This is a genomic window from Candidatus Allofournierella merdipullorum, assembly GCF_048426865.1.
In the GTDB taxonomy this organism is placed as follows: domain Bacteria; phylum Bacillota; class Clostridia; order Oscillospirales; family Ruminococcaceae; genus Allofournierella_A; species Allofournierella_A merdipullorum.
Genome location: NZ_DBFNWJ010000001.1, coordinates 1 through 25,879, shown reverse-complemented (window position 1 = coordinate 25,879; position 25,879 = coordinate 1). Strand labels below are relative to the sequence as shown.

24 protein-coding genes are annotated in these 25,879 nt (G+C 65.4%); all 24 read left to right on the top strand.

Annotated features, from left to right (window positions below):
- The first annotated feature begins 1 nt into the window (after position 1).
- Positions 2-3,469: a UvrD-helicase domain-containing protein gene (locus ACMNAY_RS00120; RefSeq protein WP_418717919.1), complete on the top strand. Its 3,468-nt coding sequence runs from the start codon at positions 2-4 to the stop codon at positions 3,467-3,469.
- A 203-nt stretch (positions 3,470-3,672) separates the two neighbouring features.
- Positions 3,673-4,227 (top strand): translation initiation factor IF-3, encoded by a 555-nt coding sequence (gene infC / locus ACMNAY_RS00115; protein ID WP_394966798.1) that lies wholly within the window; start codon positions 3,673-3,675, stop codon positions 4,225-4,227.
- A 25-nt stretch (positions 4,228-4,252) separates the two neighbouring features.
- On the top strand, positions 4,253-4,456 hold the full coding sequence (gene rpmI, locus ACMNAY_RS00110) for a 50S ribosomal protein L35 (RefSeq protein WP_177521333.1): 204 nt from the start codon (positions 4,253-4,255) through the stop codon (positions 4,454-4,456).
- 59 nt (positions 4,457-4,515) lie between these two features.
- Positions 4,516-4,869 carry a 50S ribosomal protein L20 gene (gene rplT / locus ACMNAY_RS00105; RefSeq protein WP_394966796.1) on the top strand — a complete coding sequence of 118 codons (354 nt, stop codon included), beginning with the start codon at positions 4,516-4,518 and terminating at the stop codon, positions 4,867-4,869.
- Positions 4,870-4,983: 114 nt separating this feature from the next.
- Positions 4,984-5,766, top strand: coding sequence for a TrmH family RNA methyltransferase (locus ACMNAY_RS00100; RefSeq protein ID WP_418717918.1), 783 nt, complete (start codon positions 4,984-4,986; stop codon positions 5,764-5,766).
- Positions 5,763-6,845, top strand: coding sequence for a DNA-processing protein DprA (gene dprA, locus ACMNAY_RS00095; RefSeq protein WP_418717917.1), 1,083 nt, complete (start codon positions 5,763-5,765; stop codon positions 6,843-6,845). Before ACMNAY_RS00100 ends, dprA begins: the two co-directional genes overlap by 4 nt.
- Positions 6,846-6,864: 19 nt before the next feature.
- Complete coding sequence (gene topA / locus ACMNAY_RS00090) at positions 6,865-8,940, top strand: type I DNA topoisomerase (protein ID WP_418717916.1); 2,076 nt, start codon at positions 6,865-6,867, stop codon at positions 8,938-8,940.
- Entirely contained in the window at positions 8,937-10,244 is a 1,308-nt protein-coding gene (gene trmFO, locus ACMNAY_RS00085; RefSeq protein ID WP_418717915.1) for a methylenetetrahydrofolate--tRNA-(uracil(54)-C(5))-methyltransferase (FADH(2)-oxidizing) TrmFO, read from the top strand. Before topA ends, trmFO begins: the two co-directional genes overlap by 4 nt.
- Before the next feature lie 27 nt (positions 10,245-10,271).
- Positions 10,272-11,285, top strand: a complete 1,014-nt coding sequence (gene plsX, locus ACMNAY_RS00080) for a phosphate acyltransferase PlsX (RefSeq protein ID WP_418717914.1) — start codon at positions 10,272-10,274, stop codon at positions 11,283-11,285.
- Between the two features lie 23 nt (positions 11,286-11,308).
- On the top strand, positions 11,309-11,974 hold the full coding sequence (gene rnc / locus ACMNAY_RS00075) for a ribonuclease III (RefSeq protein ID WP_418717913.1): 666 nt from the start codon (positions 11,309-11,311) through the stop codon (positions 11,972-11,974).
- Between the two features lie 18 nt (positions 11,975-11,992).
- The gene (gene smc, locus ACMNAY_RS00070; protein ID WP_418717912.1) at positions 11,993-15,553 is read left to right on the top strand and encodes a chromosome segregation protein SMC; all 3,561 of its coding nucleotides are present in this window, start codon (positions 11,993-11,995) and stop codon (positions 15,551-15,553) included.
- Positions 15,554-15,662: 109 nt separating this feature from the next.
- Positions 15,663-16,580, top strand: a complete 918-nt coding sequence (gene ftsY / locus ACMNAY_RS00065) for a signal recognition particle-docking protein FtsY (RefSeq protein ID WP_418717911.1) — start codon at positions 15,663-15,665, stop codon at positions 16,578-16,580.
- A 14-nt stretch (positions 16,581-16,594) separates the two neighbouring features.
- Positions 16,595-17,326, top strand: coding sequence for an RdgB/HAM1 family non-canonical purine NTP pyrophosphatase (gene rdgB, locus ACMNAY_RS00060; RefSeq protein ID WP_394976768.1), 732 nt, complete (start codon positions 16,595-16,597; stop codon positions 17,324-17,326).
- A 28-nt stretch (positions 17,327-17,354) separates the two neighbouring features.
- Positions 17,355-17,651 (top strand): YhbY family RNA-binding protein, encoded by a 297-nt coding sequence (locus tag ACMNAY_RS00055; RefSeq protein ID WP_394966777.1) that lies wholly within the window; start codon positions 17,355-17,357, stop codon positions 17,649-17,651.
- Positions 17,652-17,669: 18 nt separating this feature from the next.
- On the top strand, positions 17,670-18,290 hold the full coding sequence (nadD, locus tag ACMNAY_RS00050; protein ID WP_418717910.1) for a nicotinate (nicotinamide) nucleotide adenylyltransferase: 621 nt from the start codon (positions 17,670-17,672) through the stop codon (positions 18,288-18,290).
- Positions 18,280-18,870, top strand: a complete 591-nt coding sequence (gene yqeK / locus ACMNAY_RS00045; RefSeq protein WP_418717909.1) for a bis(5'-nucleosyl)-tetraphosphatase (symmetrical) YqeK — start codon at positions 18,280-18,282, stop codon at positions 18,868-18,870. Before nadD ends, yqeK begins: the two co-directional genes overlap by 11 nt.
- 16 nt (positions 18,871-18,886) lie before the next feature.
- Entirely contained in the window at positions 18,887-20,194 is a 1,308-nt protein-coding gene (locus tag ACMNAY_RS00040) for an LCP family protein (protein ID WP_418717908.1), read from the top strand.
- Between the two features lie 49 nt (positions 20,195-20,243).
- A complete protein-coding gene (rsfS, locus tag ACMNAY_RS00035) occupies positions 20,244-20,612 on the top strand; it encodes a ribosome silencing factor (RefSeq protein ID WP_394966769.1) in 369 nt (122 codons plus the stop codon).
- A 57-nt stretch (positions 20,613-20,669) separates the two neighbouring features.
- A complete protein-coding gene (leuS, locus tag ACMNAY_RS00030) occupies positions 20,670-23,084 on the top strand; it encodes a leucine--tRNA ligase (protein ID WP_418717907.1) in 2,415 nt (804 codons plus the stop codon).
- Positions 23,085-23,232: 148 nt separating this feature from the next.
- Complete coding sequence (rpsU, locus tag ACMNAY_RS00025; RefSeq protein ID WP_177521317.1) at positions 23,233-23,409, top strand: 30S ribosomal protein S21; 177 nt, start codon at positions 23,233-23,235, stop codon at positions 23,407-23,409.
- Between the two features lie 107 nt (positions 23,410-23,516).
- A complete protein-coding gene (locus ACMNAY_RS00020; RefSeq protein WP_418717906.1) occupies positions 23,517-24,020 on the top strand; it encodes a YqeG family HAD IIIA-type phosphatase in 504 nt (167 codons plus the stop codon).
- Positions 24,017-24,877 carry a TIM barrel protein gene (locus tag ACMNAY_RS00015; protein WP_394976756.1) on the top strand — a complete coding sequence of 287 codons (861 nt, stop codon included), beginning with the start codon at positions 24,017-24,019 and terminating at the stop codon, positions 24,875-24,877. Before ACMNAY_RS00020 ends, ACMNAY_RS00015 begins: the two co-directional genes overlap by 4 nt.
- Positions 24,878-24,990: 113 nt before the next feature.
- The gene (gene efp, locus ACMNAY_RS00010; RefSeq protein ID WP_394969134.1) at positions 24,991-25,548 is read left to right on the top strand and encodes an elongation factor P; all 558 of its coding nucleotides are present in this window, start codon (positions 24,991-24,993) and stop codon (positions 25,546-25,548) included.
- An 87-nt stretch (positions 25,549-25,635) separates the two neighbouring features.
- On the top strand, positions 25,636-25,879 hold a 244-nt coding region (locus ACMNAY_RS00005; protein ID WP_418717905.1), incomplete at its 3' end, for a CD1247 N-terminal domain-containing protein.

The following is a 25,879-nucleotide window of genomic DNA, read 5'->3' as shown; positions in this document are numbered from 1 at the left end:
GATGCAGTTCACCAAGGACCAGCAGACCGCCATCGACCACGAGGGCTCGGCGCTGCTAGTGAGCGCCGCCGCGGGCAGCGGCAAGACCGCCGTTCTGGTGGAGCGGGCGGTGCGCCTGCTCACCCGTGAGCAGGACCCCGTGCCCGCCGACAAGCTCCTCATCGTCACCTTCACCCGGGCGGCGGCAGCCAGCCTGCGGGCAAAACTGGCCGCACGCCTGGCGGACGAACAGCGCAAACAGCCCGGCTCCGCCTGGCTGCGCCGCCAGCGGATGCTGCTGCAGCGGGCCAGCATCGGCACCATCGACTCCTTCTGCTTGCAGCTGGTGCAGACCCACTTCGGAAAACTGGACATCCCCCCGGATTTTTCCACCGCCGACGGCCCGCAGCTGGCCCGGCTGCGGGCGGGGGCGCTGGCCGACGCGCTGGAAAACGCCTACACCGACCCGGACTTCTGCGCCTTTGCCGACCTTTACGGCAAAAGCCGCAGTGACAAGCAGGCCGCCCGGGTGCTGGAACAGCTCTATGACTTTCTCTCCAGCATGCCCTTCCCGGAGGAGAGCCTGGAAAAACTGGCCGCCGACTGGGCCGGGGACGGCCCGATGGACGCCACCGCGTGGGGCAAGGCCCTGCGGGCCGAAGGGCTGCGGGGAGCACAGTGCGCCCTTTCGCTGGCGCTGGAAAATCTGGCCGAGGCCGAGGAGGACGGCGAGCTGGGCAACTACCTGCCCGCTTTGCAGAGCGATGTGGACGCCGCCCGGGCGGTGGAGGCCGCCGTGGCCTCGGCGCCCTGGAACGACATTCTGGAGACCTTCCGCGGGCTTGCGTATCAGCCCCTCAAGGCGGTGCGGGGCTACAAGGGCTGCTCCATGGAGCGCATCAAGGCCCGGCGGGAAATTTTGAAAAAGATTTTTGGCCGCCTGCAGGAAACGGTGTTCGTCTGCACCGAGGAGGAGTTCGCCGCCGACCGTGCCGCCGCCGCGCCGCTGGTGGCCGCGCTGGTGCGGGCCGAACAGGACTTCATCCGCCGCTTCTGGCAGGCCAAGGCGGAGGAAAAACTACTGGAATTCAGCGACGTGGAGCATCTGGCCCTGCGCCTTCTGCAAACGCCGGAAGGGCAGCGCACCGAGCTGGCGGCCCAGCTGTGGCGGGAGTACGCGGCGGTGATGGTGGACGAATACCAGGACACCAACGCCCTGCAGGACGCCCTCTACGCCGCCCTCGCCGCCCCGAACGGGGAGAACCTGTTCTTTGTGGGCGATCTGAAGCAGAGCATCTACCGCTTCCGCCAGGCGGACCCGGAGGTGTTTCGGGACAAGCTCTCCCGCTACGCCCCCTACGGCCAGCCCGGCCCCCAGAAGGTCTTTCTGGACGCCAACTTCCGCAGTGCCCCGGGGGTCATCGACGGGGTCAACGCCATCTTCGAGGCGGTGATGAGCAGCAAAGTGGGCGGCGTGGACTACGGCCCCGGCGAAAAGTTGGTGCCGGGTCTGGGCGATCTTTCGGCCTACGGCGGCTACGCCGGCGGGTGCGAAGTACAGGTTCTGGAGGGCGGCGGCCCCGCCGCCGAGGCGGCCTTCATCGCCCGCCGCATCCGGGAGCTCACCGACCCCGCCTCTGGCTTCACCGTGCGGGGCGAGGCGGGGGAGCGGCCCGCTGCTTACGAGGATTTCTGCATTCTCACCCGCAGCCGCTCCAATTTTGACATCTACGCCGACGCGCTGGAGGCCGCGGGCATCCCGGTCTATGTGGACCGGGCCGAAAACCTGCTGGACGCCCCGGAGGTGCGGGTGCTGGCCAGCCTCGTTCGGGTGCTGGACAACCCCGCCCAGGATGTGCATCTGGCGGCGGTGATGCTGGGCCTCGCGGGCTTTGAGCCGGACGATCTGGTGCGGCTTCGCACCCTGCGGCCCCAGGGCAGCTTCTACGGCGCGGTGAGCGCCGCCGCCGAGGAAAAGACCGCCGCCTTCATGGACTGGCTGCGGGGGTTGCAGCGGCTGGCCCAGACCCTGCCGGTGGATCGGCTGATGGAAGAGATTTTCCTGCGCACCGGCTGCCTTGCCGCCGCCGGCGCCATGGAGGAAGGCCAGGCCCGGCGGCAGAACCTGCGCCGGTTTGCCGCCTTCGCCGCCGACTGCGGCAAAAACGGCCTCGCCGGCGTGGTGCGGGCCATGGACGCGGCTCTGGCCGAGGGCGGCGTGCCCGGCCCCGAACAGGGCCAGAGCCGCCCGGGCTGTGTCACCATCATGACGGTGCACCGCTCCAAGGGGCTGGAATTCCCGGTGGTCATCGCCGCCGGGCTGGACCGCCCCTTCAACCGGGAGGACCTCATCGCCCCGGTGGTGCTTCACCCGCGGCTGGGGCTGGGTCTCACCCTGCGGGCCGGCACCGGCGGCACCTACACCACCGCCGCGTTGCGGGCGGTGCAGGCCGCCCAGACGGCGGACGCCGTCAGCGAGGAGATGCGGGTGCTCTATGTGGCGGCCACCCGCGCGCGGGACCGGCTGCTGCTCACCATGAGCCTGAAAAACCCGGAAAAGGCGCTGGGGCGGCTGGCCGCCCAGCTCACCGCCGGGGGCCTGTGCCGGCCCTATCTTTTGCAGCACTGCGCCAGCCGGGCGGACTGGGTGCTGCAAGCCCTGCTCACCCACCCTTCCGCCGGATGCCTGCGGGGGCTGGTGAACGCGCCGGTGCCGGCCCGCGCCCGGCCGCTGGGCCACACGCTGACGGTGGCCTTCCAGCCGGCGGAGGAATCTGCCGAACCCCTTCCGGCGGCCGAGGGCCTGCCCGCCGCCGCCCCGGACGCGGCCCTTGCCGCGGCGCTGGCCGACCGCCTTGCCTGGCGTGACCCGGCCGCGGCGCTGCAGACGGTGCCCGCCAAGGTGAGCGTTACCGCCCTGGCCCACACCGAGGAGGAACTGACCCCCGCCCGCCCGGCCTTCATGTACAAAGAGGGCCTCACCGGCGCGGAACAGGGCAGCGCCCTCCACGCTTTTTTGCAGCACGCGGATCTTGCCGCCGCGGCCCAGGACCCGGAGGGGGAGGGCCGCCGCCAGCTGGAGAAAAAACTCCTGGCCGCCGAGCAGCACCGCAGCCTGCCCTGGGCGCAGCTGCGCCGCTTTTTCGAAAGCGGCGCCTTTACCCGGATGCAGGCCGCCCAAAACGCCCTGCGGGAGTACGCCTTCATCACCTCCGTCCCCGCCGGGCAGCTCTCGCCCGGGGCCGCGGGCCGCGGCGCGCGGGTGCTGGTGCAGGGCGTGGCGGACGTGGTGCTGGAATTTGAAAATCATCTGGAAATTCTGGACTACAAGACCGACCGGGGCAAGGACGAAGCGCAGCTGGTCAGCGCCTACGCCGCCCAGCTGCGGATGTACGCGGCGGCCATCGGGCGGCGGTTTGCAAAGCCGGTGACAAAGCTCACGCTCTACAGTTTCGCCCTGGGGCGGGAGATCGACGTGCCGCTGGGCTGATTTTTTTCAAAAAGCGCTTGACACAGCCCCCCGGGCGTGGTAAGCTATTCGGGTAAAGAAAGCAGCTGACGGTTTGCCGCCGCGCTCACCTTGGGGCCTTCCGGGCCCGGGTCAACATGCTCACCGCCCCTTTGCGGGCCGGTGCGTCTTGTGTGTTCGCGCGGCTGCCATGACCTGGCGGCCGCGTTCATTTTTCCGGGCAAATGATATGGGGGTGTATCCAAATCGCTACCAACGGCAAAAAAGAGATCGAGATCAACGAGGCCATTCGTGACAGGGAAGTTCGCCTGATCGGTGCAGACGGCAGCCAGCTGGGCGTTATGTCCGGCCGGGAGGCTCTGCGGCTGGCGCAGGAGCAGGACCTGGATCTGGTGAAGATCGCGCCGCAGGCCGTGCCGCCTGTGTGCAAGATCCTGGACTACGGCAAATACCGTTTCGAGCAGCAAAAGCGCGAAAAGGAAGCCAAGAAGAACCAGAAGGTCATTGAGATTAAGGAGATCCGGCTTTCCCTGAACATCGACACCAACGACTTCAACACCAAGGTCAACCAGGCCGAGAAGTTCCTGAAGGCGGGCCACAAGATCAAGGTCTCCATCCGGTTCCGCGGCCGCGAGATGGCCCACACCAATCTGGGCCTCGAGGTGGAAAAGCGCTTTGCCGACGCGCTGCCCGATGCGCAGGTCGACAAGGCTCCCAAACTGGAGGGGCGCAGCATGCAGATGTTCATGAGCCCCAAGCCCGGCGCCCAGCAGAAGTAACACAAAATCTTAGGAGGAACGAACAATGCCTAAAATCAAAACCCATTCCGGTGCGAAAAAGCGCTTCAAGCTCACCAAGACCGGCAAAGTGAAACGCGGCCATGCCTACCGCAGCCACCTGCTCAACGGCCACGGCAAGACCACCAAGATCAAGCGTGGCTACCGCAAGAACGCCTACGCCGACAAGACCAACGCAGCCGCTGTCAAGGCCATGCTGCCCTACGCCTGAGGTCTTTAAAAGGCAAGACCCACGAATTCGACAAGTGACTGTGTAAAGGAGATAGAACAATGGCTCGTATCAAAGGCGCGATGATGACCCGCAAACGCAGAAAGAAGACCCTGAAGCTCGCCAAGGGCTTCTACGGCAGCAAGTCCAAGCATTTCAAGATGGCCAAACAGCAGGTGATGAAGAGCGGCAACTACGCCTTCGTCGGCCGCAAGCTGAAGAAGCGCCAGTTCCGCAACCTGTGGATCACCCGCATCAACAACGCTGTCCGTCCTCTGGGCATGAACTACTCCAGCTTCATGAACGGCCTGAAGAAGGCCGGCATCGAGCTGAACCGCAAGATGCTCAGCGAGATGGCCATCCACGACGCCGCCGGCTTCGCCGCTCTGGTGGAGACCGCCAAGAAGGCGCTGTAAATAAGAAAACAAGCAACGCCCGCGCGCACGCACGGGCGTCGCTTTGTATTGAAAGCAAAAGGCCCCGCGCCGATGAACCTTCGGCGCGGCGGGCCTTGTTTTGAGAGGTGCGAAGTGGCCCAGCGCATTACCAGCCGTGAAAACGACAAAATAAAATATGCCTGCAAACTGGCCCGTTCGGCGGCCTTCCGCGGGGGCGAAAACGCCTTCTTCGCGGAGGGCTTAAAGCTCTGTACCGATCTGGCCGCCGCCTGCCCCTTAAAGGTAATATATTATACCGCCGCCGCCCTGGAAAAGACCCCCGCGCTGGAAAGCCTCGGGCGGGAGAGCTACCTAGTGGAGGAGCACGTGGCCGAAAAGCTGGCGGAGGGCGCCTCCCACCAGGGGGTGTTCGGCGTGTTCGAACGCCCCACCGCCCGCTTTGAGGACCTGCCCGTGCCCGGCCGCCTGCTGGCGCTGGAGCGGGTGCAGGACCCCGGCAATGTGGGCGCGCTCTTGCGCAGCGCCGCCGCCTTCGGCTTCGAGGGCGTTTTGCTCTCGCCCGGCTGCGCCGACCCCTTCGGCCCCAAGGCCCTGCGGGCCTCCATGGGCGCCGCCGCGCGCCTGAAAGTGGTGCAGACGCCCCACCTGCCCGACGCGCTGGCCGCCTTGCGGCAAAAGGGCGTGACGGCGCTGGCCGCCGCCCTCTACAACAGCCGCCCGCTGGATGAAGTGCCCGCCGCACAGCCCGGCGGGGTGTGCCTGGTCATCGGCAGCGAGGGCCAGGGCCTCACCGACGCCGCCGTGGCCGCCTGCGACGCGGCGGTGCGCATTCCCATCACCGACAAGGTGGAAAGCCTCAACGCCGGCGTGGCGGGCAGCGTGCTGCTGTGGCACTTCCGGGGGGCGGGCAAATGACCGACACCTGCTGCTGGCTGTGGCTGGCTTATGTGCTGGGCCCCGGCGCGGCCCACTGCCGCCGCCTGCTGGACGTTTACGGCAGCGCCCGGGAGGTGTTTGACGCGGTGGGACGTGAGGACCTTTCCGGCCTGCTCACCGCCGGCCAGTGCGAACGTCTTTCCACCGACCCCGCCGTCTTTGTGCCCCTGGAAGGGCGCTGTGTTTCCATGGGCGTGCAGATCCTCACCATGGCCGACGGGGACTACCCCAGCCGCCTTAAGGACATCGAGGACGCGCCCCCGGTGCTCTTTTGCACCGGCGATGTTGCGGCGCTGAACGCCGAACACACCGTGGGCATGATCGGCTCCCGCCGCCCCAGCGCTTACGGGGTGGAGGCCGCCGCCGGCATCGGCAAAGAGCTGGCCGAGGCGGGCGTTTGCCTGGTCAGCGGCCTCGCCGACGGGCTGGACAGCGAAGCCCACAAGGCCGCCGTGAACGCCGGCGCGCCCACCATCGGGGTGCTGGGCACCCCCATCGACCAGACCTATCCCGCCTCCAACCGCCGCCTGCGGGCCCAGATGGAGGAAACGGGGGCGGTCATCAGCGAGTTCTTTCCCGGCGAGGCGGCCCAGCGCGGCAACTTCCTGCTGCGCAACCGCCTCATCGCGGCCCTGAGCGACGCCCTCTGCGTGGTGGAGGCCCGGGAAAAAAGCGGCACCATGAACACCGTGGGCCACGCCGAGCGCTACGGCCGGGCGGTGTGGGCGGTGCCGGGCGGCATCTTCAGCGAGGTGTGCGCCGGGACCAACCGCCTGCTGGCGGAAGGCCGGGCCCGCATGGCCACCGGCGGCGGCGCGCTGCTGGAGGCGCTGGGCCTTTCGGCGCAAAGCGCACCCCCCGCCGCCCCTCAAAAGGCCGTGCCCCTCACCGAGGCGGCCAAGGTCATGCTGGGCCATCTGACCCAAACGCCCCGCCCGGTGGAGGCGCTGAGCGCCGAGACGGGCTTTGACACGGGAACAGCCCTGGGCGCGCTGCTGGAACTGGAAGTGGCGGGCCAGGCTGTGGCTTGTGCCGGCGGGCAGTTCCGCCGCAAATGAAACCGTTAAGGAGAAACAAATGTCGAAACTGGTCATTGTGGAGTCGCCTGCCAAGGCGAAAACCATTGGAAAATATCTGGGCGACGGCTACGAAGTCACCGCCAGCATGGGCCACATCCGCGATCTGCCCGCCAGCCAGCTGGGCATCGACGTGGACCACGACTATGCGCCCCAATACATCAACATCAAGGGCAAGGAAAAGCTCATCAAGGAGCTGAAAGCCGAGGCCAAAAAGGCCGACGAAGTTTTTCTCGCCACCGACCCGGACCGTGAGGGCGAAGCCATCAGCTGGCACCTGGCCTACCTGCTGGGCCTGCCGGTGGACGCGCCCAACCGGGTCACCTTCGGCGAGATCACCAAGAAGGGCGTGTCCGAGGGCATGGCCCACCCCCGCGCCATCGACATGGATCTGTTCAACGCCCAGCAGGCCCGCCGGGTGCTGGACCGTCTGGTGGGCTACAAGCTCAGCCCCTTTCTGTGGCGCAAGGTGCGCCGGGGCCTGTCCGCCGGGCGGGTGCAGAGCGTGGCCGTGCGCTTGATCGTGGACCGGGAAAAGGAAATTGAGGCCTTCCAGCCCCAGGAGTACTGGAACATCGACGCCACCCTCGCCGCCGGGCACAAGAAGTTCACCGCCCGGCTCTACGGCACCGCCGCCGGCAAAAAACTGGAGATCCCCACCGGCGACAAGGCCGCCGAGGTGGTGGCGGCGCTGGAGGGCAAGGACTACACGGTGACCAAGCTCACCCGGGGCAGCCGCAAAAAGACCCCCGCGCCCCCCTTCATCACCTCCACTCTGCAGCAGGAGGCCAGCCGCCGGCTGGGCTTCACCGCCACCCGCACCATGCGTGCCGCCCAGACCCTCTACGAAGGCGTTGACATCGCCGGCCGGGGCACCATGGGTCTCATCACCTACATGCGTACCGACAGCCTGCGGGTCTCCGACGAGGCCGTGGCCGGCGCGCGGGAGTACATCGGCGCCCAGTACGGCGAGAAGTACGTCTACACCGGCAAGCGCACCTACAAGAGCCGCAGCGCCACCGCCGCCCAGGACGCCCACGAGGCCATCCGGCCCAGCGTGCCCTCCCTCACCCCCGACGAGGCGGACAAGAGCCTCACCGGCGACACCGCCAAACTCTACCGCCTTATCTGGAGCCGGTTCATCGCCAGCCAGATGAGCGACTGCGAGCAGGACACCGTCTCCGCCCAGATCACCGCCGGCGACTACCAGTTCCGCGCGGCGGGCTTCGTGGTCACCTTCGACGGCTTTACCGCCCTCTACGAGGAGGCCACCGACGAGAAGGAGAAAAAGGAGACTGCTCTGCCCCCGCTGGAGGAGGGCCAGACCCTCAAGCTCAGCCAGCTGACCCCCGAGCAGAAATTCACCCAGCCCCCCGCCCGCTACACCGAGGCCACCCTCATCCGGGCGCTGGAGGAAAACGGCATCGGCCGTCCCTCCACCTACGCCCCCATCATCACCACCATCGTGGACCGGGGCTATGTGGAGCGGGAGCAGAAAAAGCTCAAGCCCACCGTGCTGGGCCGCACCATCAACGAGCTGATGTTGGCCGAATTCGGCAGCATCGTGGACGTGGCCTTCTCCGCCGACATGGAGAAAAAGCTGGACCAGGTGGAGAGCGGCAAGGCCGACTGGCACGACATCATCGACGATTTCTACAAGCCCTTCGCCGCCAGCCTTGAGAAGGCCGAGAAGGACATGGAGGGCAAAAAAATCAAGGTGCCCGACGAGGAGACCGACGAAATTTGCGAAAAGTGCGGCCGCAAGATGGTCATCAAGACCGGCCGCTACGGCAAGTTCCTGGCCTGCCCGGGCTTCCCCGAGTGCACCAACACCCGGCGTCTGGTGAAGGACACCGGCGGCCGCTGCCCCAAGTGCGGCGGGCGGATGCTGGTGCGCCGCAGCGCCAAGGGCCGGGTCTACTACGGGTGCGAAAATTACCCCAACTGCGATTTCATGACCTGGGATGAGCCGGTGCCCCAGACCTGCGAAAAGTGCGGCGCCACCCTGTTCAAAAAAGGCAGCCGCCTCTATTGCGCCAAAGAGGGCTGCGGGTTTGAGACCCAGGTGACCAAATGAGCAAAGTAAGAGTGCTGGGCGCGGGCCTCGCCGGGTGCGAGGCCGCCCTGTGGCTGGCGGAAAAGGGCGTGGAAGTGGAGCTCTTTGAGCAAAAGCCCGCCCGCAAAAGCCCCGCCCACAAAAGCGAAAATTTTGCCGAGCTTGTCTGCTCCAACAGCCTCAAGGCCGACCGGCCGGATTCCGCCTCCGGCCTTTTGAAAGCCGAGATGGACCTGCTGGGCAGCCACCTGCTGCCGGTGGCCCGCCGTGTGCGGGTGGCGGCGGGCGGTGCTTTGGCCGTGGACCGGGACGCTTTCAGCGCCGGGGTGACCCGGCTGGTGGAAGACCAGCCGAACATCACCGTGGTGCGGGAAGAAGTGAACGAACTGGACGAGAGCCTGCCCACCCTGGTGGCCACCGGCCCCCTCACCGACGGGGCGCTGGCAGCGGCCATCGCCGAGGTCACCGGGGGCGATGAGCTTTCCTTCTACGATGCGGCGGCCCCCATCGTCACCGCCGAGAGCCTGGACATGAACCGCATTTTCGCCGCCAGCCGCTACGGCCGGGGCGACGCGGACTACCTCAACTGCCCCTTTAATAAAGAGGAGTACGAGGCATTCCACGCCGCGCTGGTGGGCGCGGAGCGGGCGGAACTGCATGAGTTCGACGGCAACCTCACCGTCTACGAGGGCTGCATGCCCATCGAGGTGATGGCGGGCCGCGGTGCGGACACCATGCGCTTCGGGCCGCTGCGCCCGGTGGGCCTGGTGGATCCCGCCACCGGCCACCGCCCCTGGGCCAACGTCCAGCTGCGGCGGGAGAACGAGGCGGGCACGCTTTATAACATCGTGGGCTTTCAGACCAACCTCAAGTTCGGCGAGCAGAAGCGGGTGTTCTCCATGATACCGGGGCTTGCGAACGCCGACTTTGCCCGCTACGGCGTGATGCACCGCAACACCTTCTTGAACAGCCCCCGGCTGCTGAATCAGGGCCTGCGCCTCAAAGGCCACGAGGACCTGTGGTTCGCCGGCCAGATCACCGGCTTCGAGGGCTACATGGAATCCGCCGCCTGCGGCCTGCTGGCTGCCCGCAGCATCTGGGCGGCCCTGAACGGGCGAAGCTACGAAGCGCCCCCGGCAAACACTATGCTGGGCCAGCTCACCCGCTACATCACCAGCGAAAACAAGAACTTCCAGCCCATGGGCGCGAACATGGGCCTGCTGCCCCCGCTGGAAGAGCACATCCGGGACAAGCGCCTGCGCTACGCCGCCATCTCTGAGCGGGCTCAGGCCGCCATGGCCCTCTGGGCGAAGGAAACGGAATAACAACACGAAAGAAAGGGTGCAACTGCCATGAAGATCATTCTGGACGCCATGGGCGGCGACAACGCCCCCGCCGAGATCCTGAAGGGCGCGGCCGCCGCGGTGGCCGCCTGGCCCGATGTGGAAATTCTGGCCGTGGGCAACGCGGAAAAAATTGCCGCCTGCGTGAAAGAGAATGCCATCGAGATGAAGAACATCGAGATCGTCAACGCCACCGAAGTCATCGAGATGTGCGACGAGCCGGCCAAAGCCGTGCGCGCCAAGAAGGAATCCAGCATGGTGGTGGGCCTGCGGATGCTGGCCGAGGGCAAGGGCGACGCCTTTGTCTCCGCCGGCTCCACCGGCGCGCTGCACGTGGGCGCGAGCCTCATCGTGCGCACGGTGAAGGGGGTCAAGCGCCCGGCGCTGGCCACCGTCATCCCCGGCAAAACGCCCTTTTTGCTGCTGGACTGCGGCGCGAACGTGGAGTGCCGCGCCTCCATGCTGGAGGCCTTCGGTGTGATGGGCAGCGTCTATATGAACAAGGTCATGGGCCTGGAACAGCCCCGGGTGGCGCTGGTGAACAACGGCGCCGAGGAGACTAAGGGCACCCCCACCTATGTGGAGGCCCATCAGTTGCTGAAAAACAACAAGGCCATTCATTTTGTGGGCAACATCGAGCCCCGTGACATCCCCGCCGGCCAGGCGGACGTGGTGGTGGCCGACGGCTTCACCGGCAACGTGGTGCTGAAACTCACCGAGGGCCTGGCCAAGTATTTCGGCGCAAAGCTGAAAGAAATGTTCAAAAAGAGCCTGGGCACCAAGCTGGGCTACCTGCTTTTGAAGGACGGCGTGGCCGACTTCAAAAAGAGCATGGATGCCGACGAGTACGGCGGCGCCCCCCTGCTGGGCACCCGCCGGCCGGTCATCAAGGCCCACGGTTCCTCCAATGCCCGGGCCATCCAGAACGCCATCCGCCAGGCAAAACTTTGCGTGGAGAGCGATCTGTGCGGCGTGATGGCCGAGAGCCTGGCCGCTGTGGCCGAAGAAGAAGCCGCCAACTGACCCGTTAGAGGAGGCACCTTTTCATGCATCAACTGGAAACCGTCATCGGTTACACCTTCAAGGACCCCTCCCTTCTGGAGACCGCCCTCACCCACACCAGCTACGCCAACGAGGCCAAGGGCCGTGTGAAACACAACGAGCGACTGGAATTCTTGGGCGACAGCGTGCTCTCCATCGTGGTGGCGGACTATCTGTTCCACCACTGGACCGACCGCCCCGAGGGCGAACTCACCAAGGCCCGGGCCAGCCTGGTCTGCGAGAGCGCTTTGTTCCAGTTCGCCCAGGAAATCGACCTGGGGCGCTATCTGCGCCTTGGCCGGGGCGAGGAGATGGGCGGCGGCCGCATGCGGCCCAGCGTCGTGTCCGACGCCTTTGAGGCCCTCATCGCCGCCTTGTATCTGGACGGCGGCATGGAGGTGGCCCGCGCCTTCATCCTGCCCTTCATCACCGAGGGCAAGACCGCCGAGGCCGACTACAAGACCCAGCTGCAGGAGGTCATCCAGCAGAACCCCGAGGAGCGCCTGCGCTACGAGCTGGAGGGCGAGACCGGCCCCGACCACGACAAGCATTTCCAAATGGCGGTGTACCTCAACTCCAACCTCATCGGCCGGGGCGAGGGTCACAGCAAAAAAGCCGCCGAGCAGGCGGCCGCCCGGCAGGCCCTCAAACTGATGGGCCTTGTGAAATAACGCTTTGGGAGCATTGCAATGGTACTGAAAGAACTGGAGATACAGGGGTTCAAGAGCTTCCCCGACCGCACCCGCGTCAAGTTTGACCAGGGCATCACCGCCGTGGTGGGGCCCAACGGGTCGGGCAAGAGCAACATCTCCGACGCCATCCGCTGGGTGCTGGGCGAGACCAGCTCCAAGCAGCTGCGGGGCGCGGGCAAGATGGAGGACGTCATCTTCGGCGGCACCCAGCTGCGCAGCGCCATGGGCTACGCCATGGTCAACCTCACGCTGGACAACTCCGACCGCCGGCTGGAAGTGGACGCCGACGAGGTGGTCATCGGCCGCAAATACTACCGCTCCGGCGAGAGCGAATACTCCATCAACGGCCAGAACGTGCGCTTAAAGGACGTATACGAGCTGTTTCTGGACACCGGCCTCGGCCGGGACGGCTACTCCATCATCGGCCAGGGCCGCATCGCCGAGATCGTGGGCGCGAAGAGCGCCGAGCGCCGGGAGATTTTTGAGGAGGCCAGCGGCATCGCCAAATACCGCTACCGCAAAAACGAGGCCGAACGCCGCCTGGCCGGCGCGGAGGATAACCTGGCCCGCCTTCGGGACATTTTGGGCGAACTGGAGAGCCGGGTGGGCCCCCTGGAAAAGGAGAGCAAAAAGGCCGCCCAGTTTCTGGAACTGAGCGCCAAGCGCAAGGAGCTGGAGGTCACCCTCTGGGTGGACGGCGTGCGCCGCGCCAAGGAGACGGTGCGCAACCAGCAGCGCCAGTACGAGACCGCCCAGGCGGACTACGACGGCCTTTGCGCCGAGATCGAGGCCATCGACGCCGAGACCGAAGCCGTGCAGGCGGAGATGCAGCGGCTGATGGTGGAGGTGGAGCGGTGCAACGCTGCCATCCGCGCCATCACCGAGGAGCAGGCGGGCAGCGACAGCCGTCTGGCCGTTCTGCAGAACGACATCGACCACAACAACGCCAGCATCGCTTCTTTTAAAGAGGAGATCGAGGCCGCGGGCGCGGGCAAGGAGGGCATCGCCGCCGAAATCGCCGGTCATCAGAAGGCCATCGAGGAGCTGGAAGCCAAAATGGCCGAGCTGGAGGCGGAAGCCGCCCGCCGCGAGGAGCAGCTGGCGGTCATCCAGGCGGAGAACGCCGCCACCGGCGAGCGCCGGGGCGCTGTCACCGGCCTGCTGGCCCAGCTCACCGCCCGCCAGACCGACGCCAAGGTGCGGGCCGCGGGCTGTGCCTCCAGCGCGGCGGCCGCCGCCGAGCGTCTGAACGCCATCGCCGCCGAAAAGGAAAAGAGCGCCGAGGCGCTGAAAAACCTTGAAGCCGAGCAGGCGGACACCGCGGCCTACCTGGCCACGGTGAACGACACCCTCGCCCGGCTGGAAAACGTGCAGAACGGCCTGAAGATGAAGCTGGCCAGCCGCAAAAAGCAGCTGGACGAGGCGGACGCTGCCGAGCAGCAAATTACCCGCCAGCGGGAGGCCGCCGTGCAGCGCCTGCAGGTGCTGGGCGATCTGGAACGCAACATGGACGGCTACCAGCAAAGCGTTAAGACCGTCATGCGCGCCGCCCAGAACCGCCGCCTGCGGGGCATCCTGGGCACCGTGAGCGGCCTGCTCACCGTGCAGCCGGGCTACGAGCTGGCCATCGAGACGGCTCTGGGCTTTGCGCTGCAGAACATCGTGGTGGACGGCGAGGCCGCCGCCAAGGCCGCCATCGCCTTTTTGCGGGACGAAAAGGCCGGCCGGGCCACCTTCCTGCCCCTGGACACCATTAAAGGAACCCGCATGGATTCCTCCCGCCTTTCCGGCAGCGCCCGGGTGGCGGCGGATTTAGTGAAGTGCGACGCCAGATACGACAACATCGTGGCCAATCTTTTGGGCCGCATCATCGTGGTAGATGAAATTAACGAGGCCTCCCGCGTGGCCCGCAGCCTGGACTGGCGCAACCGCGTGGTCACGGTGGACGGCCAGGTCATCAACGCCGGCGGTTCCTTCACCGGCGGTTCCACCAGCCGTTCGGCGGGCCTGTTCAGCCGCCGCCAGGAGATGGAGGACCTGAAAAAGAAGGTGGCGGACCTGGAGAAAAAGCAGGACGCCGCCGCCGAAGCCACCGACAAGTGGAAGGCGGAGGTGGACGCGCTGAACGCCCAGCTCACCGCCGCCTCCAGCGAGGCCATCACCGCCGGCGGCGATAAGATCCGCGCCGAGGCCGAGGCCCGCCGCATCGAGGCGGCCCTCAGCCAGGCGAAAGCCGCCGCCGAGCTTTCCGCCGCCGAGGCGGACAGCCTCGCTGCCCAGAAGGCGAAGGACGAGGCCGAAGGGCAGGCTGCCGCCGCCGAGCAGGAAAAGCTGGCCGGGGAAATTGCGGCTCTGGAAAAAGAGCTGGCGGAACTGGCCGGCAGCGACGACAGCTTTTTGGCCACCCGCGCCCGCCTTTCCGATGAACTCAGTGCCGTGCGCATGCAGCGGCTGGAAGCCGGCAAGGACAAGGACCTCCACGCGGCGGCCATCGAAACGCTGGCCGGCCGCTCCGGCGAGAGCGAGGAGCGAGACAGAGCCCTGCGGGCCAACATCGCCCGCCTCGAGGCCCTGAATGCCGAGAACGAGGAAAAGATGGCCGCGGTGCGCCTGCAGAAAGAGGAGGCCGCCGGCCGCATCGAAGAGCAGGAGGCGAAGATCGCCGCCGCCAGCGCCCGCCGCATGGAAAAGGAGGGCGAGGTCAACCAGAAGACCCAGAAGGTGCGCGCCATCACCGACCAGCGGGAAAAGATGAGCCAGGAGATGGCCCGCCTTGCCGAGCGCAAGGCCGCCGCCGAGGTGGAGTACGACCAGACTATCGCGAAACTCTGGGAGGAGTACCAGCTCACCATGACCGACGCCCAGGCCCTCTGCGTAGAGTTCGACTCGGTCACCGACCTGCGCCGCCAGGTGGGCGAGGTGCGGGGCAAGATACGCGCTCTCGGCAACGTGAACGTGTCCGCCATCGAGGAATACAAAGAGGTCAGCACCCGCTACGAGACCCTGCGGGACCAGGTGCGGGACGTGGAAAAGAGCAAGGCCGAGCTGACACGGATGATCGGCGAACTCTCCGGCGAGATGAAGACCATCTTCACCGAAAGTTTCAACCAGATCAACGGCCACTTCGGGCGCATCTTCAACGCCCTGTTCGGCGGCGGCTCCGCCAGCCTGTCTCTGGCCGACCCGGAGAACGTGCTGGAAAGCGGCATCGACATCCAGGTGGCCCCTCCGGGCAAGGTCATCAAGAACCTGTCGGCCCTGTCGGGCGGCGAGCAGGCGCTGGTGGCCATCAGCATCTACTTCGCCATCCTGGCGGTGAACCCCGCCCCCTTCTGCATCCTGGACGAGATCGAGGCCGCGCTGGACGACGTGAACGTGGTGCGCTACGCTCAGTACCTCCAGCGCATCTGCGACGCCACCCAGTTCATCGTCATCACCCACCGCCGCGGCACCATGGAGGCCGCCGACGTGCTCTACGGCGTCACCATGCAGGAGGACGGCGTGTCCAAGCTGCTGCGCCTCGACCTGGACGAGGTGGACGCGTCGCTGGTGAGCTGACAAAGGCGAAAAAAGGCGCGCTTTTGCAACAATCGCCGCCGCTGGACCGTATATACTTACAGTACGCCCCGCCCCCGGCGGGAACATCAAAAAACGAAGGGAACAGACCATGGGATTTTTCAGCCGCAGAGAGAAACTGGACGAGGGCCTTGCCAAGACCCGCAAGGGCTTTTTTGCTGGCATTCTGGACATGATGAACGCCGGCAGCATCGACGACTCCTTCTACGATGACCTGGAGGACCAGCTCATCCTGGCGGACGCGGGCGCCGACGAGGCCGACCGGCTGGTGACCGCTCTGCGCCAGCGGGTGCGCAGCGAGCACATCAAGAACGCCGCCGACGCGATGGCCGCCCTCAAGGCCATCATCGTGGAGGAGCTGAAAGCCGACAACGAGATGGACCTCTCCGGCCATCCGGCGGTCATCATGGTCATCGGCGTCAACGGCGTGGGCAAGACCACCAGCATCGCAAAGCTGGCCCGGCTCTACAAGGCCCAGGGCAAGAGCGTGCTGCTGGTCGCTGGCGACACCTTCCGCGCCGCCGCCGCCGAGCAGCTCACCATCTGGGCCGACCGGGTGGGCGTGCCGGTCATCCGCCACGGCGAAGGGGCCGACCCCGCCGCCGTCGTGTTCGACGCGGTGCAGTCCGCCGCCGCCAAAGGGGTGGACCTGGTCATCTGCGACACCGCCGGCCGCCTGCACACCAAGCACAACCTGATGGCCGAGCTGGCGAAGATCCGCCGCAGCGTGGAAAAAGCCTGCCCCACCGCCAGCGTGGAGACCCTGCTGGTGCTGGACGCCATCACCGGCCAGAACGCCATCAGCCAGGCCTCCCAGTTCGTGGAGGCTGCCGGCGCCAGCGGCATCATCCTCACCAAGCTGGACGGCACCGCCAAGGGCGGTTCGGTCATCAGCGTCAAGCAGAAGCTGGGCCTGCCGGTGCGCTTTGTGGGCGTGGGCGAGGGAATGGACGACCTGATGGAATTTTCCGCCGAGGACTTCGCCGAAGCCCTCTTCGCGGAGCACTGAAAAGGAGAAACAGCATGCTCATCTGCGCCGCCACCGGCAACGCCGGAAAACTGAAAGAGATCCGCCGCATTCTGGAGGCTCAGGGCCACATGGTCAAAAGCCAGAAGGAACTGGGCATCACCCTGGAGCCGGAAGAGACCGGCACCACCTTTGCCGAAAACGCCCTCATCAAGGCCAAGGCTATCTGCGAGGCCGCCGGCCTGCCCACCCTGGCCGACGACTCCGGCCTTTCGGTGGACGCGCTGAACGGCGAGCCGGGGGTCTATTCCGCCCGCTACTGCGGCCGCCACGGCGACGACGAGGCCAACAACGACAAACTCCTGGCCGCCCTTTCCGGCGTGGAGGCGAGCCGCCGCATGGCGAAGTTCGTCAGCGCGGTGTGCTTCTACCTGCCCGGCGGCCGCCAGCTGACGGTGCTGGGCGAGTGCCCGGGCCGGGTGGGCTTTGAGCGGGCCGGCTCCAACGGCTTCGGCTACGACCCGCTGTTCATCCCCGACGAGGTGGGTCTGCCGGGAGGCGGCAAGGCTCCCAACGCCGAGGGCCGCAGCTACGCCCAGCTGGAAGACTGGGAGAAGGACGCCATCAGCCACCGTGGCGTGGCCATGGCCAAACTGGACAGAGAACTGCCCGCTTTTCTGGCGGCGGGGGAGGGCGCGGGCGCGCCCATCACCGCCATCGAGGACAGTCTGGGCTTTGAGCGCAACGAAAAGCGGGACGGCGACCGCCTCACCCGCGCGCTGCGCTGAACACAAAACAACTACGGAGGATTATTCTATGCTCACAAGCAAACAGCGCGCCGCGCTGCGCAAGGCCGCCAACGGCCTGGACCCGGTGTTCCAGGTGGGCAAGGGCGAGATCGACGAGACCCTCATCAAGTCCACCGCCGACTGCCTGGCCGCCCGGGAACTCATCAAGATGAAGGTGCTGGAGACCAGCGTCTACTCCGCCCGCGAGGCCGCCGAGCTGCTGGCCGAAAAGACCGGCGCCGAGGTGGTGCAGGTCATCGGCTCCAAGTTCGTGCTCTTTTTGAAAAAGAAAAAGGAGAGCCGTTTCGACGACCTTTTGAAGTAACGGAGGAAGGTGCGCGCCATGAACGGCGAAAAGCGCGGCCCGCTGGCGGAAGGTGAAAGGGTGCTGCTCTTCGGCGGCACCTTCGACCCGCCCCACAACGGCCACATCCATTTTCTCAAAAGCGCCATCGAGGCGGCAAAGCCCGCGCGGGTGGTGGTGATGCCCTCCTGCATCCCGCCTCACAAAGCGGCCAGCGCCACCCCGGCGGCGCTGCGCCTTGCCATGTGCGAGTGCTTTAAACCCCTGTTCCCGGTGCTGGAAGTCAGCGACTGGGAGATACGCCAGGGCGGCAAAAGCTACACCATCGACACGGTGAAGATGCTGGAACAAAAATACCCCGGCGCGTCGGTGTACCTGTGCGTGGGCAGCGACATGCTCACCACCTTCACCGAATGGCGCAACTGGCAGGAGCTGCTGCGCCGCACGGTGCTGGTGGCCCAGAGCCGCGAGACGGGGGACATGCCCGCCCTGCGGGCCGCCGCCCGTGCCCTTGAGGCCGAGGGCGGGAAAGTCCTCTTTACCGACTCTCCCGCGCTGCCCCTGGCCTCCACCGACCTGCGCGCCCACCGGCGGGACCTGTCCGAGGTGCCCGAAGCGGCCCGGCGGGTGATCGAAGAAAACCATCTCTATGAAAGGTGACAACAACATGACCTGCGGCGAAGCCGAAAAAATGGTGAAAAAGGCGCTTTCCAAAAAGCGCTTCACCCACACCGTCAACGTCAGGGACAAGGCGGTGGAACTGGCGGCCCTCTACGGTGCAAGCGGGGAAAAGGCGGCGCTGGCCGCCCTTTTGCACGACGCGGCCAAAGAGCTGCCGAAAGAGGAATTATTGCAGATTCTGCGGGAAAATGCTATAATAGCAGGTGACGCTGAAAACAGCCCGCCCCCGGTGTGGCACGGCGTCTGCGCGGCCATCCTGGCCCAGACCCGCTGGGGTGTGGAGGACAGGGAAGTGCTGGACGCCATCCGGTGTCACACCACCGGCCGGCCCGGCATGACCAAACTGGATAAGATCATCTTTTTGAGCGACATGATCAGCGCCGAGCGCGACTACCCCGAGGTGGAGGAGCTGCGCCGGCTTTCCCTGCAGGACCTGGACACGGCGGTGGCCACGGCCCTGCGCTACAATGTGGAGTGGATGGAAGCTTGCGGCAAAACCATCGACCCGATCACAAGGCGGGCGCTGGACGACATGGAACGTATCGTCAGCGCCCGGTAAAACGGAGGTTTGCCCCATGAACGATCCCAAGCAGCACAGAAAGCTCAACACTTCTTCCGCGTCCCACGGCGCGTCGGGCGCGTCCCGCAGCAGCGCCGGTTCTTCCACCGGCCGCAAGATCAACCGCAGCGGCGCGTCCGCCGCTTCTTCCTCCGGCCCGGCGCGCACCACCTATCACGCGCCCTCTTCCGCGCCCAGCCGGCCCGCGGCCTCCCGCCCGGCGGCCCGGCCCGTTTCCACCGGCCACACTGCCCACAGCCCGGCCCCCCGCCGGCGCAAAAAAAAGGGCAGCGCGCTGAAAACCGTGCTCATCAGCCTGTGCTGCTTCTTCGGCGTGCTGGCCCTGGGCCTCTTCGGCGTCTACCAGTGGGTGGTTCATTCCATCAGCCCCGAGGGCGGCGCCCCCACCATCAACGAGATCATCAACACCCCCAGCGAGTATAAGGGGGACGTGGTGAACGTGCTGGTGTGCGGCATCGACTACGAGGAGGGCCGCGCTTACAGCAGCGACGGCTCCAACGACGGCATGACCGACATGATCATGTACGTCAACTTTGATGTGGCCAACCACAAGATCAATATGCTCCAGATCCCCCGGGACACCTACCCCGGCGAGGAATACAAGCACGGCAACACCGGCAAGATCAACGCCGTTGCCCTGTACAACGACGGCATCGGCAGTCTGATGGAGCTCATCCACGAGCAGTACAAGCTGCCGGTGGACTACTACGTCACCATCGATATGCAGAGCCTGAAGGAGATCGTGGATCTCTTCGGCGGCATTGAGGTCTACATCCCCAAGGATATTTCCTATAAGGGCAGCACCCTGGAGCAGGGCTACCGCAACCTGGACGGCGAGGCCGCCGAGTTCTTCGTGCGCAACCGCAACTACGCCCAGGCGGACATCGCCCGGCTGGATATGCAGCGCTACTTCTACCAGGGCCTCTTCGCCCGCATCCGCACCGCCACCGTGTGGGACCTGGCCAAGCTGGCCCCGGTGGCCCTCAAGTATGTGGAGACCAACATCCCCATGGACGAGCTCATCAGCATGGGCGTGAGCTTCCTGCAGGTGGACAGCGCCAACATCATGATGTGCAAACTGCCCACCTATTCGGCGGCTCAGCGCTACAACGACCAGTCCCATCTGATCTGTGACGTGGCCAAGACCACCGATCTGCTGAACCAGTACTTCCGCACCTACGGCGGCCCGGTGGATCAGCTGGATGTGCCCACCCTGGCCACCACGGGCGAGTCCACCGACCCCAACGTGCAGTACATGGGCCAGCTGGACACCGAAGCCGAGGCCGGTCAGGCCGCCGGCTGATACCCATCACCAACAACAGCCGGCCCGGGGCCGGCGAAAGGAGAACCCAATGGAAAGTTTGCAGCTTGCCACCGCCATCGCCAAGGTGCTGGACAAGAAAAAAGCCTCTGACGTGAAGGTGCTCAAAGTGCGGGACCTCACCGTCCTCACCGATTACTTCGTCATCGCCACCGGTACTTCTTCCACCCATGTGAAGAGCCTGGCCGAGGAAGTGGAGTTCCAGCTGGGCGAGCAGGGCGTAAAGCCCCTGCGCACCGAGGGCTACGACTCCAAGAACTGGATCCTGCTGGACTTTGGCACCGTCATCGTGCACGTGTTCTACCCCGAGGCCCGCAGCTTCTACGATCTGGAGCACCTGTGGGCCGACGCCGAGCCGGTGGACGTGAAGTTCGAAGAGGACGAGACCGACGCGCAGTGAACCGGCAGCGCATCCCGCCGCCGTTTGAATCAAATGAATTTCTGGAGTTGATGTCAGGTGAAATACGATTTCAAGGCTGTTGAGAGCAAGTGGCAGAAGATTTGGGCGGACGAAAAGACCTTCGCCGCCAAGCTCGACCACTCGAAACCCAAGTTCTACGCCCTGGTGGAGTTCCCCTACCCCAGCGGCCAGGGCCTGCATGTGGGCCATCCCCGCAGCTACACCGCGCTGGACATCGTGGCCCGCAAAAAGCGCCTCGCCGGCTACAACGTGCTCTACCCCATGGGCTGGGACGCCTTCGGCCTGCCCACCGAGAACTTCGCCATGAAGAACCACATCCACCCGGAAGTGGTCACCAAGAACAACGTGGCCCGGTTCAAGAGCCAGCTGCAGGCTCTGGGCCTGTCCTTCGACTGGGACCGGGAGATCAACACCACCGACCCCGAGTACTACAAGTGGACCCAGTGGATCTTCCTGCAGCTGTATAAGCACGGCCTGGCCTACAAAAAGGAAATGAACGTCAACTGGTGCACCGGCTGCAAGGTGGTGCTGGCCAACGAGGAAGTGGTCAACGGCTGCTGCGAGCGCTGCGGCGGCGAAGTGGTCCACAAGGTCAAGAGCCAGTGGATGCTGAAGATCACTGCCTACGCCGACCGCCTCATCGACGATCTGGACGGCCTGGACTTCATCGACCGCGTGGTCACCCAGCAGAAGAACTGGATCGGCCGCAGCCACGGCGCGGAGGTCACCTTCAAGACCACCACCGGCGAGGACCTGGTGGTCTACACCACCCGCCCCGACACCCTCTTCGGCGCTACTTACATGGTGCTGGCCCCCGAGCACGCTCTGGTGAAGGAGTGGCTGGAGAACGGTACCATCACCAACGCCGAGGCCGTGCGTGCCTACCAGGCCGAGGCCGCCCGCAAGAGCGACTTTGAGCGCACCGAGCTTGCCAAGGACAAGACCGGCGTGTGCCTGGAGGGCGTGAAGGGCGTCAACCCGGTGAACGACACCGAGATCCCCATCTTCATCTCCGACTATGTGCTGGCCACCTACGGCACCGGCGCCATCATGGCGGTGCCCGCCCACGACACCCGCGACTACGCCTTCGCCAAGGCCTTTGACCTGCCCATCATCGAAGTGGTGGCCGGCGGCGACGTGGAGAAGGAAGCCTTCACCGACTGCGCCACCGGCGTGATGGTGAACAGCGGTTTCCTCACCGGCATGACTGTGGAGCAGGCCAAGAAGGCCATCACCGACTGGCTGGAAGAAAACGGCAAGGGCCACGCCAAGGTCAACTTCAAGCTGCGCGACTGGGTGTTCAGCCGCCAGCGCTACTGGGGCGAGCCCATCCCCATGGTGAACTGCCCCTGCTGCGGCTGGCAGCCCCTGCCCGAGAGCGAGCTGCCCCTGCGCCTGCCCGAGATCACCGACTTTGAGCCCGGCCCCGAGGGCGAGAGCCCCCTGGCTCGCCACACCGAGTGGGTGAACACCACCTGCCCCAAGTGCGGCGGCGCGGCCAAGCGGGAGACCGACACCATGCCCCAGTGGGCGGGTTCCAGCTGGTACTTCCTGCGCTATATGGACCCCCACTGCGACACCGCCCCCGTGAGCAAGGAGGCCGTGGAGTACTGGGGCCCGGTGGACTGGTACAACGGCGGCATGGAGCACACCACCCTGCACCTGCTGTACAGCCGCTTCTGGCACAAGTTCCTCTATGACATCGGCGTGGTGCCCACCAGCGAGCCTTACAAAAAGCGCACCAGCCACGGCATGATCCTGGGCGAGAACGGCGAGAAGATGTCGAAGAGCCGCGGCAACGTCATCAACCCCGACGATGTGGTGGCCGAGTACGGCGCCGACACCCTGCGCCTGTACGAGATGTTCATCGGCGACTTCGAGAAGGCCGCGCCCTGGTCCACCCAGTCCATCAAGGGCTGCAAGCGTTTCCTGGACCGCGTCTGGGGCCTGGCGGATCAGATCGTGCCCGGCGAGGGCTACCGCCCCGAGCTGGAGAGCGCCATCCACCGCACCATCAAGAAGGTGGGCGAGGACATCGAGGTGCTCAAGCACAACACCGCCATCGCGGCGATGATGAGCCTGGTGAACGATTTCTACGCCGCCGGCGGCGCCACCAAGGACGAGTTCGGCACTCTGCTGGTGCTGCTGAACCCCTTTGCGCCCCACATCACCGAGGAGCTGTGGCAGCACTGCGGCTTTGAGGGCCAGATCGCCCACGCCGCCTGGCCCGTTTACGACGAGGCCAAGTGCGTCGAGAGCACCGTGGAGGTGCTGGTGCAGCTGAACGGCAAGCCCAAGGCCCGGCTGAATCTGGCCGCCGGCATGGACGCTGCCGCCACCCTGGCCGCCGTGAAGGCGGCCCCCGAGGTGGCCGCTCTGCTGGAAGGCAAGACCCTGGTGAAGGAGATCGCCGTGCCCGGCAAGCTGGTCAACCTGGTGGTAAAGGGTTAAAACTTTGTGAACAACTGCGAAATCCTCCCTTGCGGAGGAATTTCCGGTTGACAGAATCCTCTGGGGCATAGTATAATCGGTATGTTGGGTACTTTTCTTTTAAAGTACCGGCAAAACTCCTGCCTCAGGTCCAAGGGAGGGAAGTAAGATGTCGGAAGTTCGTGTCAAGGACGGCGAGTCGCTGGAAAGCGCCCTGCGCCGCTTTAAGCGCTCCACCGCGCGCAGCGGCGTGTTGGCGGAAGTTCGCAAGCGCGAGGCGTATGAGAAGCCCTCCGTGCGCCGCAAGAAGAAGTCCGAAGCCGCCCGCAAGCGCAAGTATAAGTAAGCGGCGGTGCCGGTTAACCGGCTGACAACGCACCAAGCGTCCGGGCGGGCCCATCGCGGGCCCGCCCGTTTTCGTTTTTCAGAGTTTGACAAGGAGGCCGCCGGCCCATGCTCATCACACCGGAATATCTCTTTTCCAGCGTCAGCTCCATCACCCCCGCCTTTTTGAAGGAAAAGGGCATCGCCGCGCTGGTGCTGGATGTGGACGACACCCTCACCGCCCACGGCAGCCAGCAGCTGGACGAGGAGGTGGAGCGCTGGCTGGAGACCATGCGCGCCGCCGGCGTCAAGCTGATGATCGTCAGCAACAACACCAAAAACCGGGTCAGCCCCTTTGCCGCCCGGCTGGGGCTGCCCTTCGTCTCCATGGCCTGCAAGCCCCTCACCTTCGGCCTTGCCGCCGCCCGCCGGCGGTTCGGCGTGAAGCGCCGGCAGATGGCCATCGTGGGCGACCAGCTCTTCACCGACCGGCTGGCCGCCAGCTTCTTCGGCATTCGGGCGCTGGTGGTGTCGCCCCGGGGCGGCCCCGCCCGAAAGGACATCCAATTCAAGCGTAAGCTGGAACAGCCCTTTCTGCGCCGCTACTATCAAAAAGGAGGCAAACTGCTGTGAACAGCCCTTTGTTCGGCACCGCCGGCACCAGCGAAAGCTTCAAGGCCATGGGCTATAAGACCAGCGCCCAGGTGCCGGAGTACACCGCCGCCATGGGCCTGGACGCCTTCGAATACCAGTGCGGCCGGGGCGTGCGGCTGGGCGAGGCTCTGGCAAAGACCATCCGCGCCGGCGCCGAGGCCCGCAGCATCTATTTCAGCCTCCACGCCCCTTACTACATCTCCATGAGCAGCATGGAGGAGGAAAAGCGCCTGAACAGCGTGGACTACATCCTGCAAAGTGCCGCCGCGGTGCGGGCGCTGGGCGGCCGCCGGGTCATTTTCCACGCCGGCAGCTGCGGCAAGCAGAGCCGGGAAGAGGCGCTTGCAAAGGCGCTGGACACCATGGCCCGGATGCAGACGGCGCTGGACGAGGCGGGTTTTGAGGACATCACCCTCTGCCCCGAGACCATGGGCAAGGTGGGCCAGCTGGGCACCCTGGACGAGGTGCTGGCCCTGTGCAAGGTGGATAAACGCATCACCCCCTGCATCGACTTCGGCCACCTGAACGCGAGAGACGGCGGCTGGATCAAGGGTAAAGAGCAGTACGCCTTTATTCTCGACCGCATGGCCGAGGAACTGGGGGACGAGCGGGCGGTGAACTTCCACGCCCACTTCAGCCGCATCGAGTACACCACCGGGGGCGAAAAGCGCCACCTGACCTTCGCGGACACGGTGTTCGGCCCGCCCTTCGAGCCGCTGATGGAAGTTTTGTGGCAGCGGCGGCTGGCCCCGGTGATCGTCTGCGAGTCCGCCGGCACCCAGGCGGAGGACGCGGCGGTGATGAAAGGGTATTACAAAGCCCTTGCAGGCGGCTGAACAGCGCGCCTTTTTGCCAGAAAAGGGTTGCAAAACAGCCGCCCTTAGGGTAAAATATTTACGGATATGTCAAGGTAATTCTTGAGATTATAAAAAGTTATGGAGGATCCTTTATGATTTCTGCAGGCGATTTCCGCAACGGCGTTACCTTCGAAGAGGACGGCAAGGTGCTGCAGGTCGTCGAATTCCAGCACGTGAAGCCCGGCAAGGGCGCTGCCTTTGTGCGCACCAAGACCAAGAACGTCATCACCGGTGCCGTCACCGAGACCAGCTACAACCCCAGCGCGAAATTCCCCACCGCCTTCATCGAGCGGCGTGAGATGCAGTACAGCTACAACGACGGCGGCCTGTACTACTTCATGGATATGGAGACCTACGAGCAGGTGCCCATCAACGAGAAGGATCTGGGCGACGCCTTCAAGTTCGTCAAGGAGAACGAGATGGTGAAGGTGCTGAGCTACAAGGGCAACGTGTTCGGCATCGAGGCCCCCAACTTCGTGGTTTTGGAGGTCACCGAGACCGAGCCCGGCTTCAAGGGCAACACCGCCACCAACACCCTGAAGCCCGCCAAGCTGGAGACCGGCGCTGAGATCCGCGTGCCCCTGTTCATCAACGAGGGCGACAAGATCCGCATCGACACCCGCACCGGCGAGTACATGGAGCGCGCCTGAGCGAACCAATGAGAAAAGCCCCGGGCGGCGGCGCAGCCGCTGCCCGGTTTTTTCATTTCAAAACAAGTGTTTAGGAGGGATTTCCCAATGGAACTGAAAGAGAAAGCCGCTTACCTGAAGGGCCTGATGGAGGGTCTGGAGATCAGCGAGGAGACCAAAGAGGGCAAAGTGCTGAAGGCCATGTATGACCTGCTGGCCGATCTGTGCGACACCGTGGCCGATCTGGACGACGATCTGGACCAGGTCTACGACGAGCTGGACGCCATGGACGAGGACATGGACGAGCTGGAAGAGTACGTCTACGGCGACGACATCGAAGATGAGGACGACG

Bases quoted from the DNA above. Each gene is read 5' to 3' on its own strand.
- ACMNAY_RS00120 (WP_418717919.1), top strand. From the start codon at position 2: ATGCAGTTCACCAAGGACCAGCAGACCGCCATCGACCACGAGGGCTCG.
- rpmI (WP_177521333.1), top strand. From the start codon at position 4,253: ATGCCTAAAATCAAAACCCATTCCGGTGCGAAAAAGCGCTTCAAGCTC.
- rpsU (WP_177521317.1), top strand. From the start codon at position 23,233: ATGTCGGAAGTTCGTGTCAAGGACGGCGAGTCGCTGGAAAGCGCCCTG.
- ACMNAY_RS00040 (WP_418717908.1), top strand. From the start codon at position 18,887: ATGAACGATCCCAAGCAGCACAGAAAGCTCAACACTTCTTCCGCGTCC.
- rplT (WP_394966796.1), top strand. From the start codon at position 4,516: ATGGCTCGTATCAAAGGCGCGATGATGACCCGCAAACGCAGAAAGAAG.
- plsX (WP_418717914.1), top strand. From the start codon at position 10,272: ATGAAGATCATTCTGGACGCCATGGGCGGCGACAACGCCCCCGCCGAG.
- ACMNAY_RS00020 (WP_418717906.1), top strand. From the start codon at position 23,517: ATGCTCATCACACCGGAATATCTCTTTTCCAGCGTCAGCTCCATCACC.
- dprA (WP_418717917.1), top strand. From the start codon at position 5,763: ATGACCGACACCTGCTGCTGGCTGTGGCTGGCTTATGTGCTGGGCCCC.
- rnc (WP_418717913.1), top strand. From the start codon at position 11,309: ATGCATCAACTGGAAACCGTCATCGGTTACACCTTCAAGGACCCCTCC.
- ftsY (WP_418717911.1), top strand. From the start codon at position 15,663: ATGGGATTTTTCAGCCGCAGAGAGAAACTGGACGAGGGCCTTGCCAAG.
- yqeK (WP_418717909.1), top strand. From the start codon at position 18,280: ATGAAAGGTGACAACAACATGACCTGCGGCGAAGCCGAAAAAATGGTG.
- nadD (WP_418717910.1), top strand. From the start codon at position 17,670: ATGAACGGCGAAAAGCGCGGCCCGCTGGCGGAAGGTGAAAGGGTGCTG.
- smc (WP_418717912.1), top strand. From the start codon at position 11,993: ATGGTACTGAAAGAACTGGAGATACAGGGGTTCAAGAGCTTCCCCGAC.
- trmFO (WP_418717915.1), top strand. From the start codon at position 8,937: ATGAGCAAAGTAAGAGTGCTGGGCGCGGGCCTCGCCGGGTGCGAGGCC.
- rdgB (WP_394976768.1), top strand. From the start codon at position 16,595: ATGCTCATCTGCGCCGCCACCGGCAACGCCGGAAAACTGAAAGAGATC.
- topA (WP_418717916.1), top strand. From the start codon at position 6,865: ATGTCGAAACTGGTCATTGTGGAGTCGCCTGCCAAGGCGAAAACCATT.
- rsfS (WP_394966769.1), top strand. From the start codon at position 20,244: ATGGAAAGTTTGCAGCTTGCCACCGCCATCGCCAAGGTGCTGGACAAG.
- infC (WP_394966798.1), top strand. From the start codon at position 3,673: ATGATATGGGGGTGTATCCAAATCGCTACCAACGGCAAAAAAGAGATC.
- ACMNAY_RS00055 (WP_394966777.1), top strand. From the start codon at position 17,355: ATGCTCACAAGCAAACAGCGCGCCGCGCTGCGCAAGGCCGCCAACGGC.
- efp (WP_394969134.1), top strand. From the start codon at position 24,991: ATGATTTCTGCAGGCGATTTCCGCAACGGCGTTACCTTCGAAGAGGAC.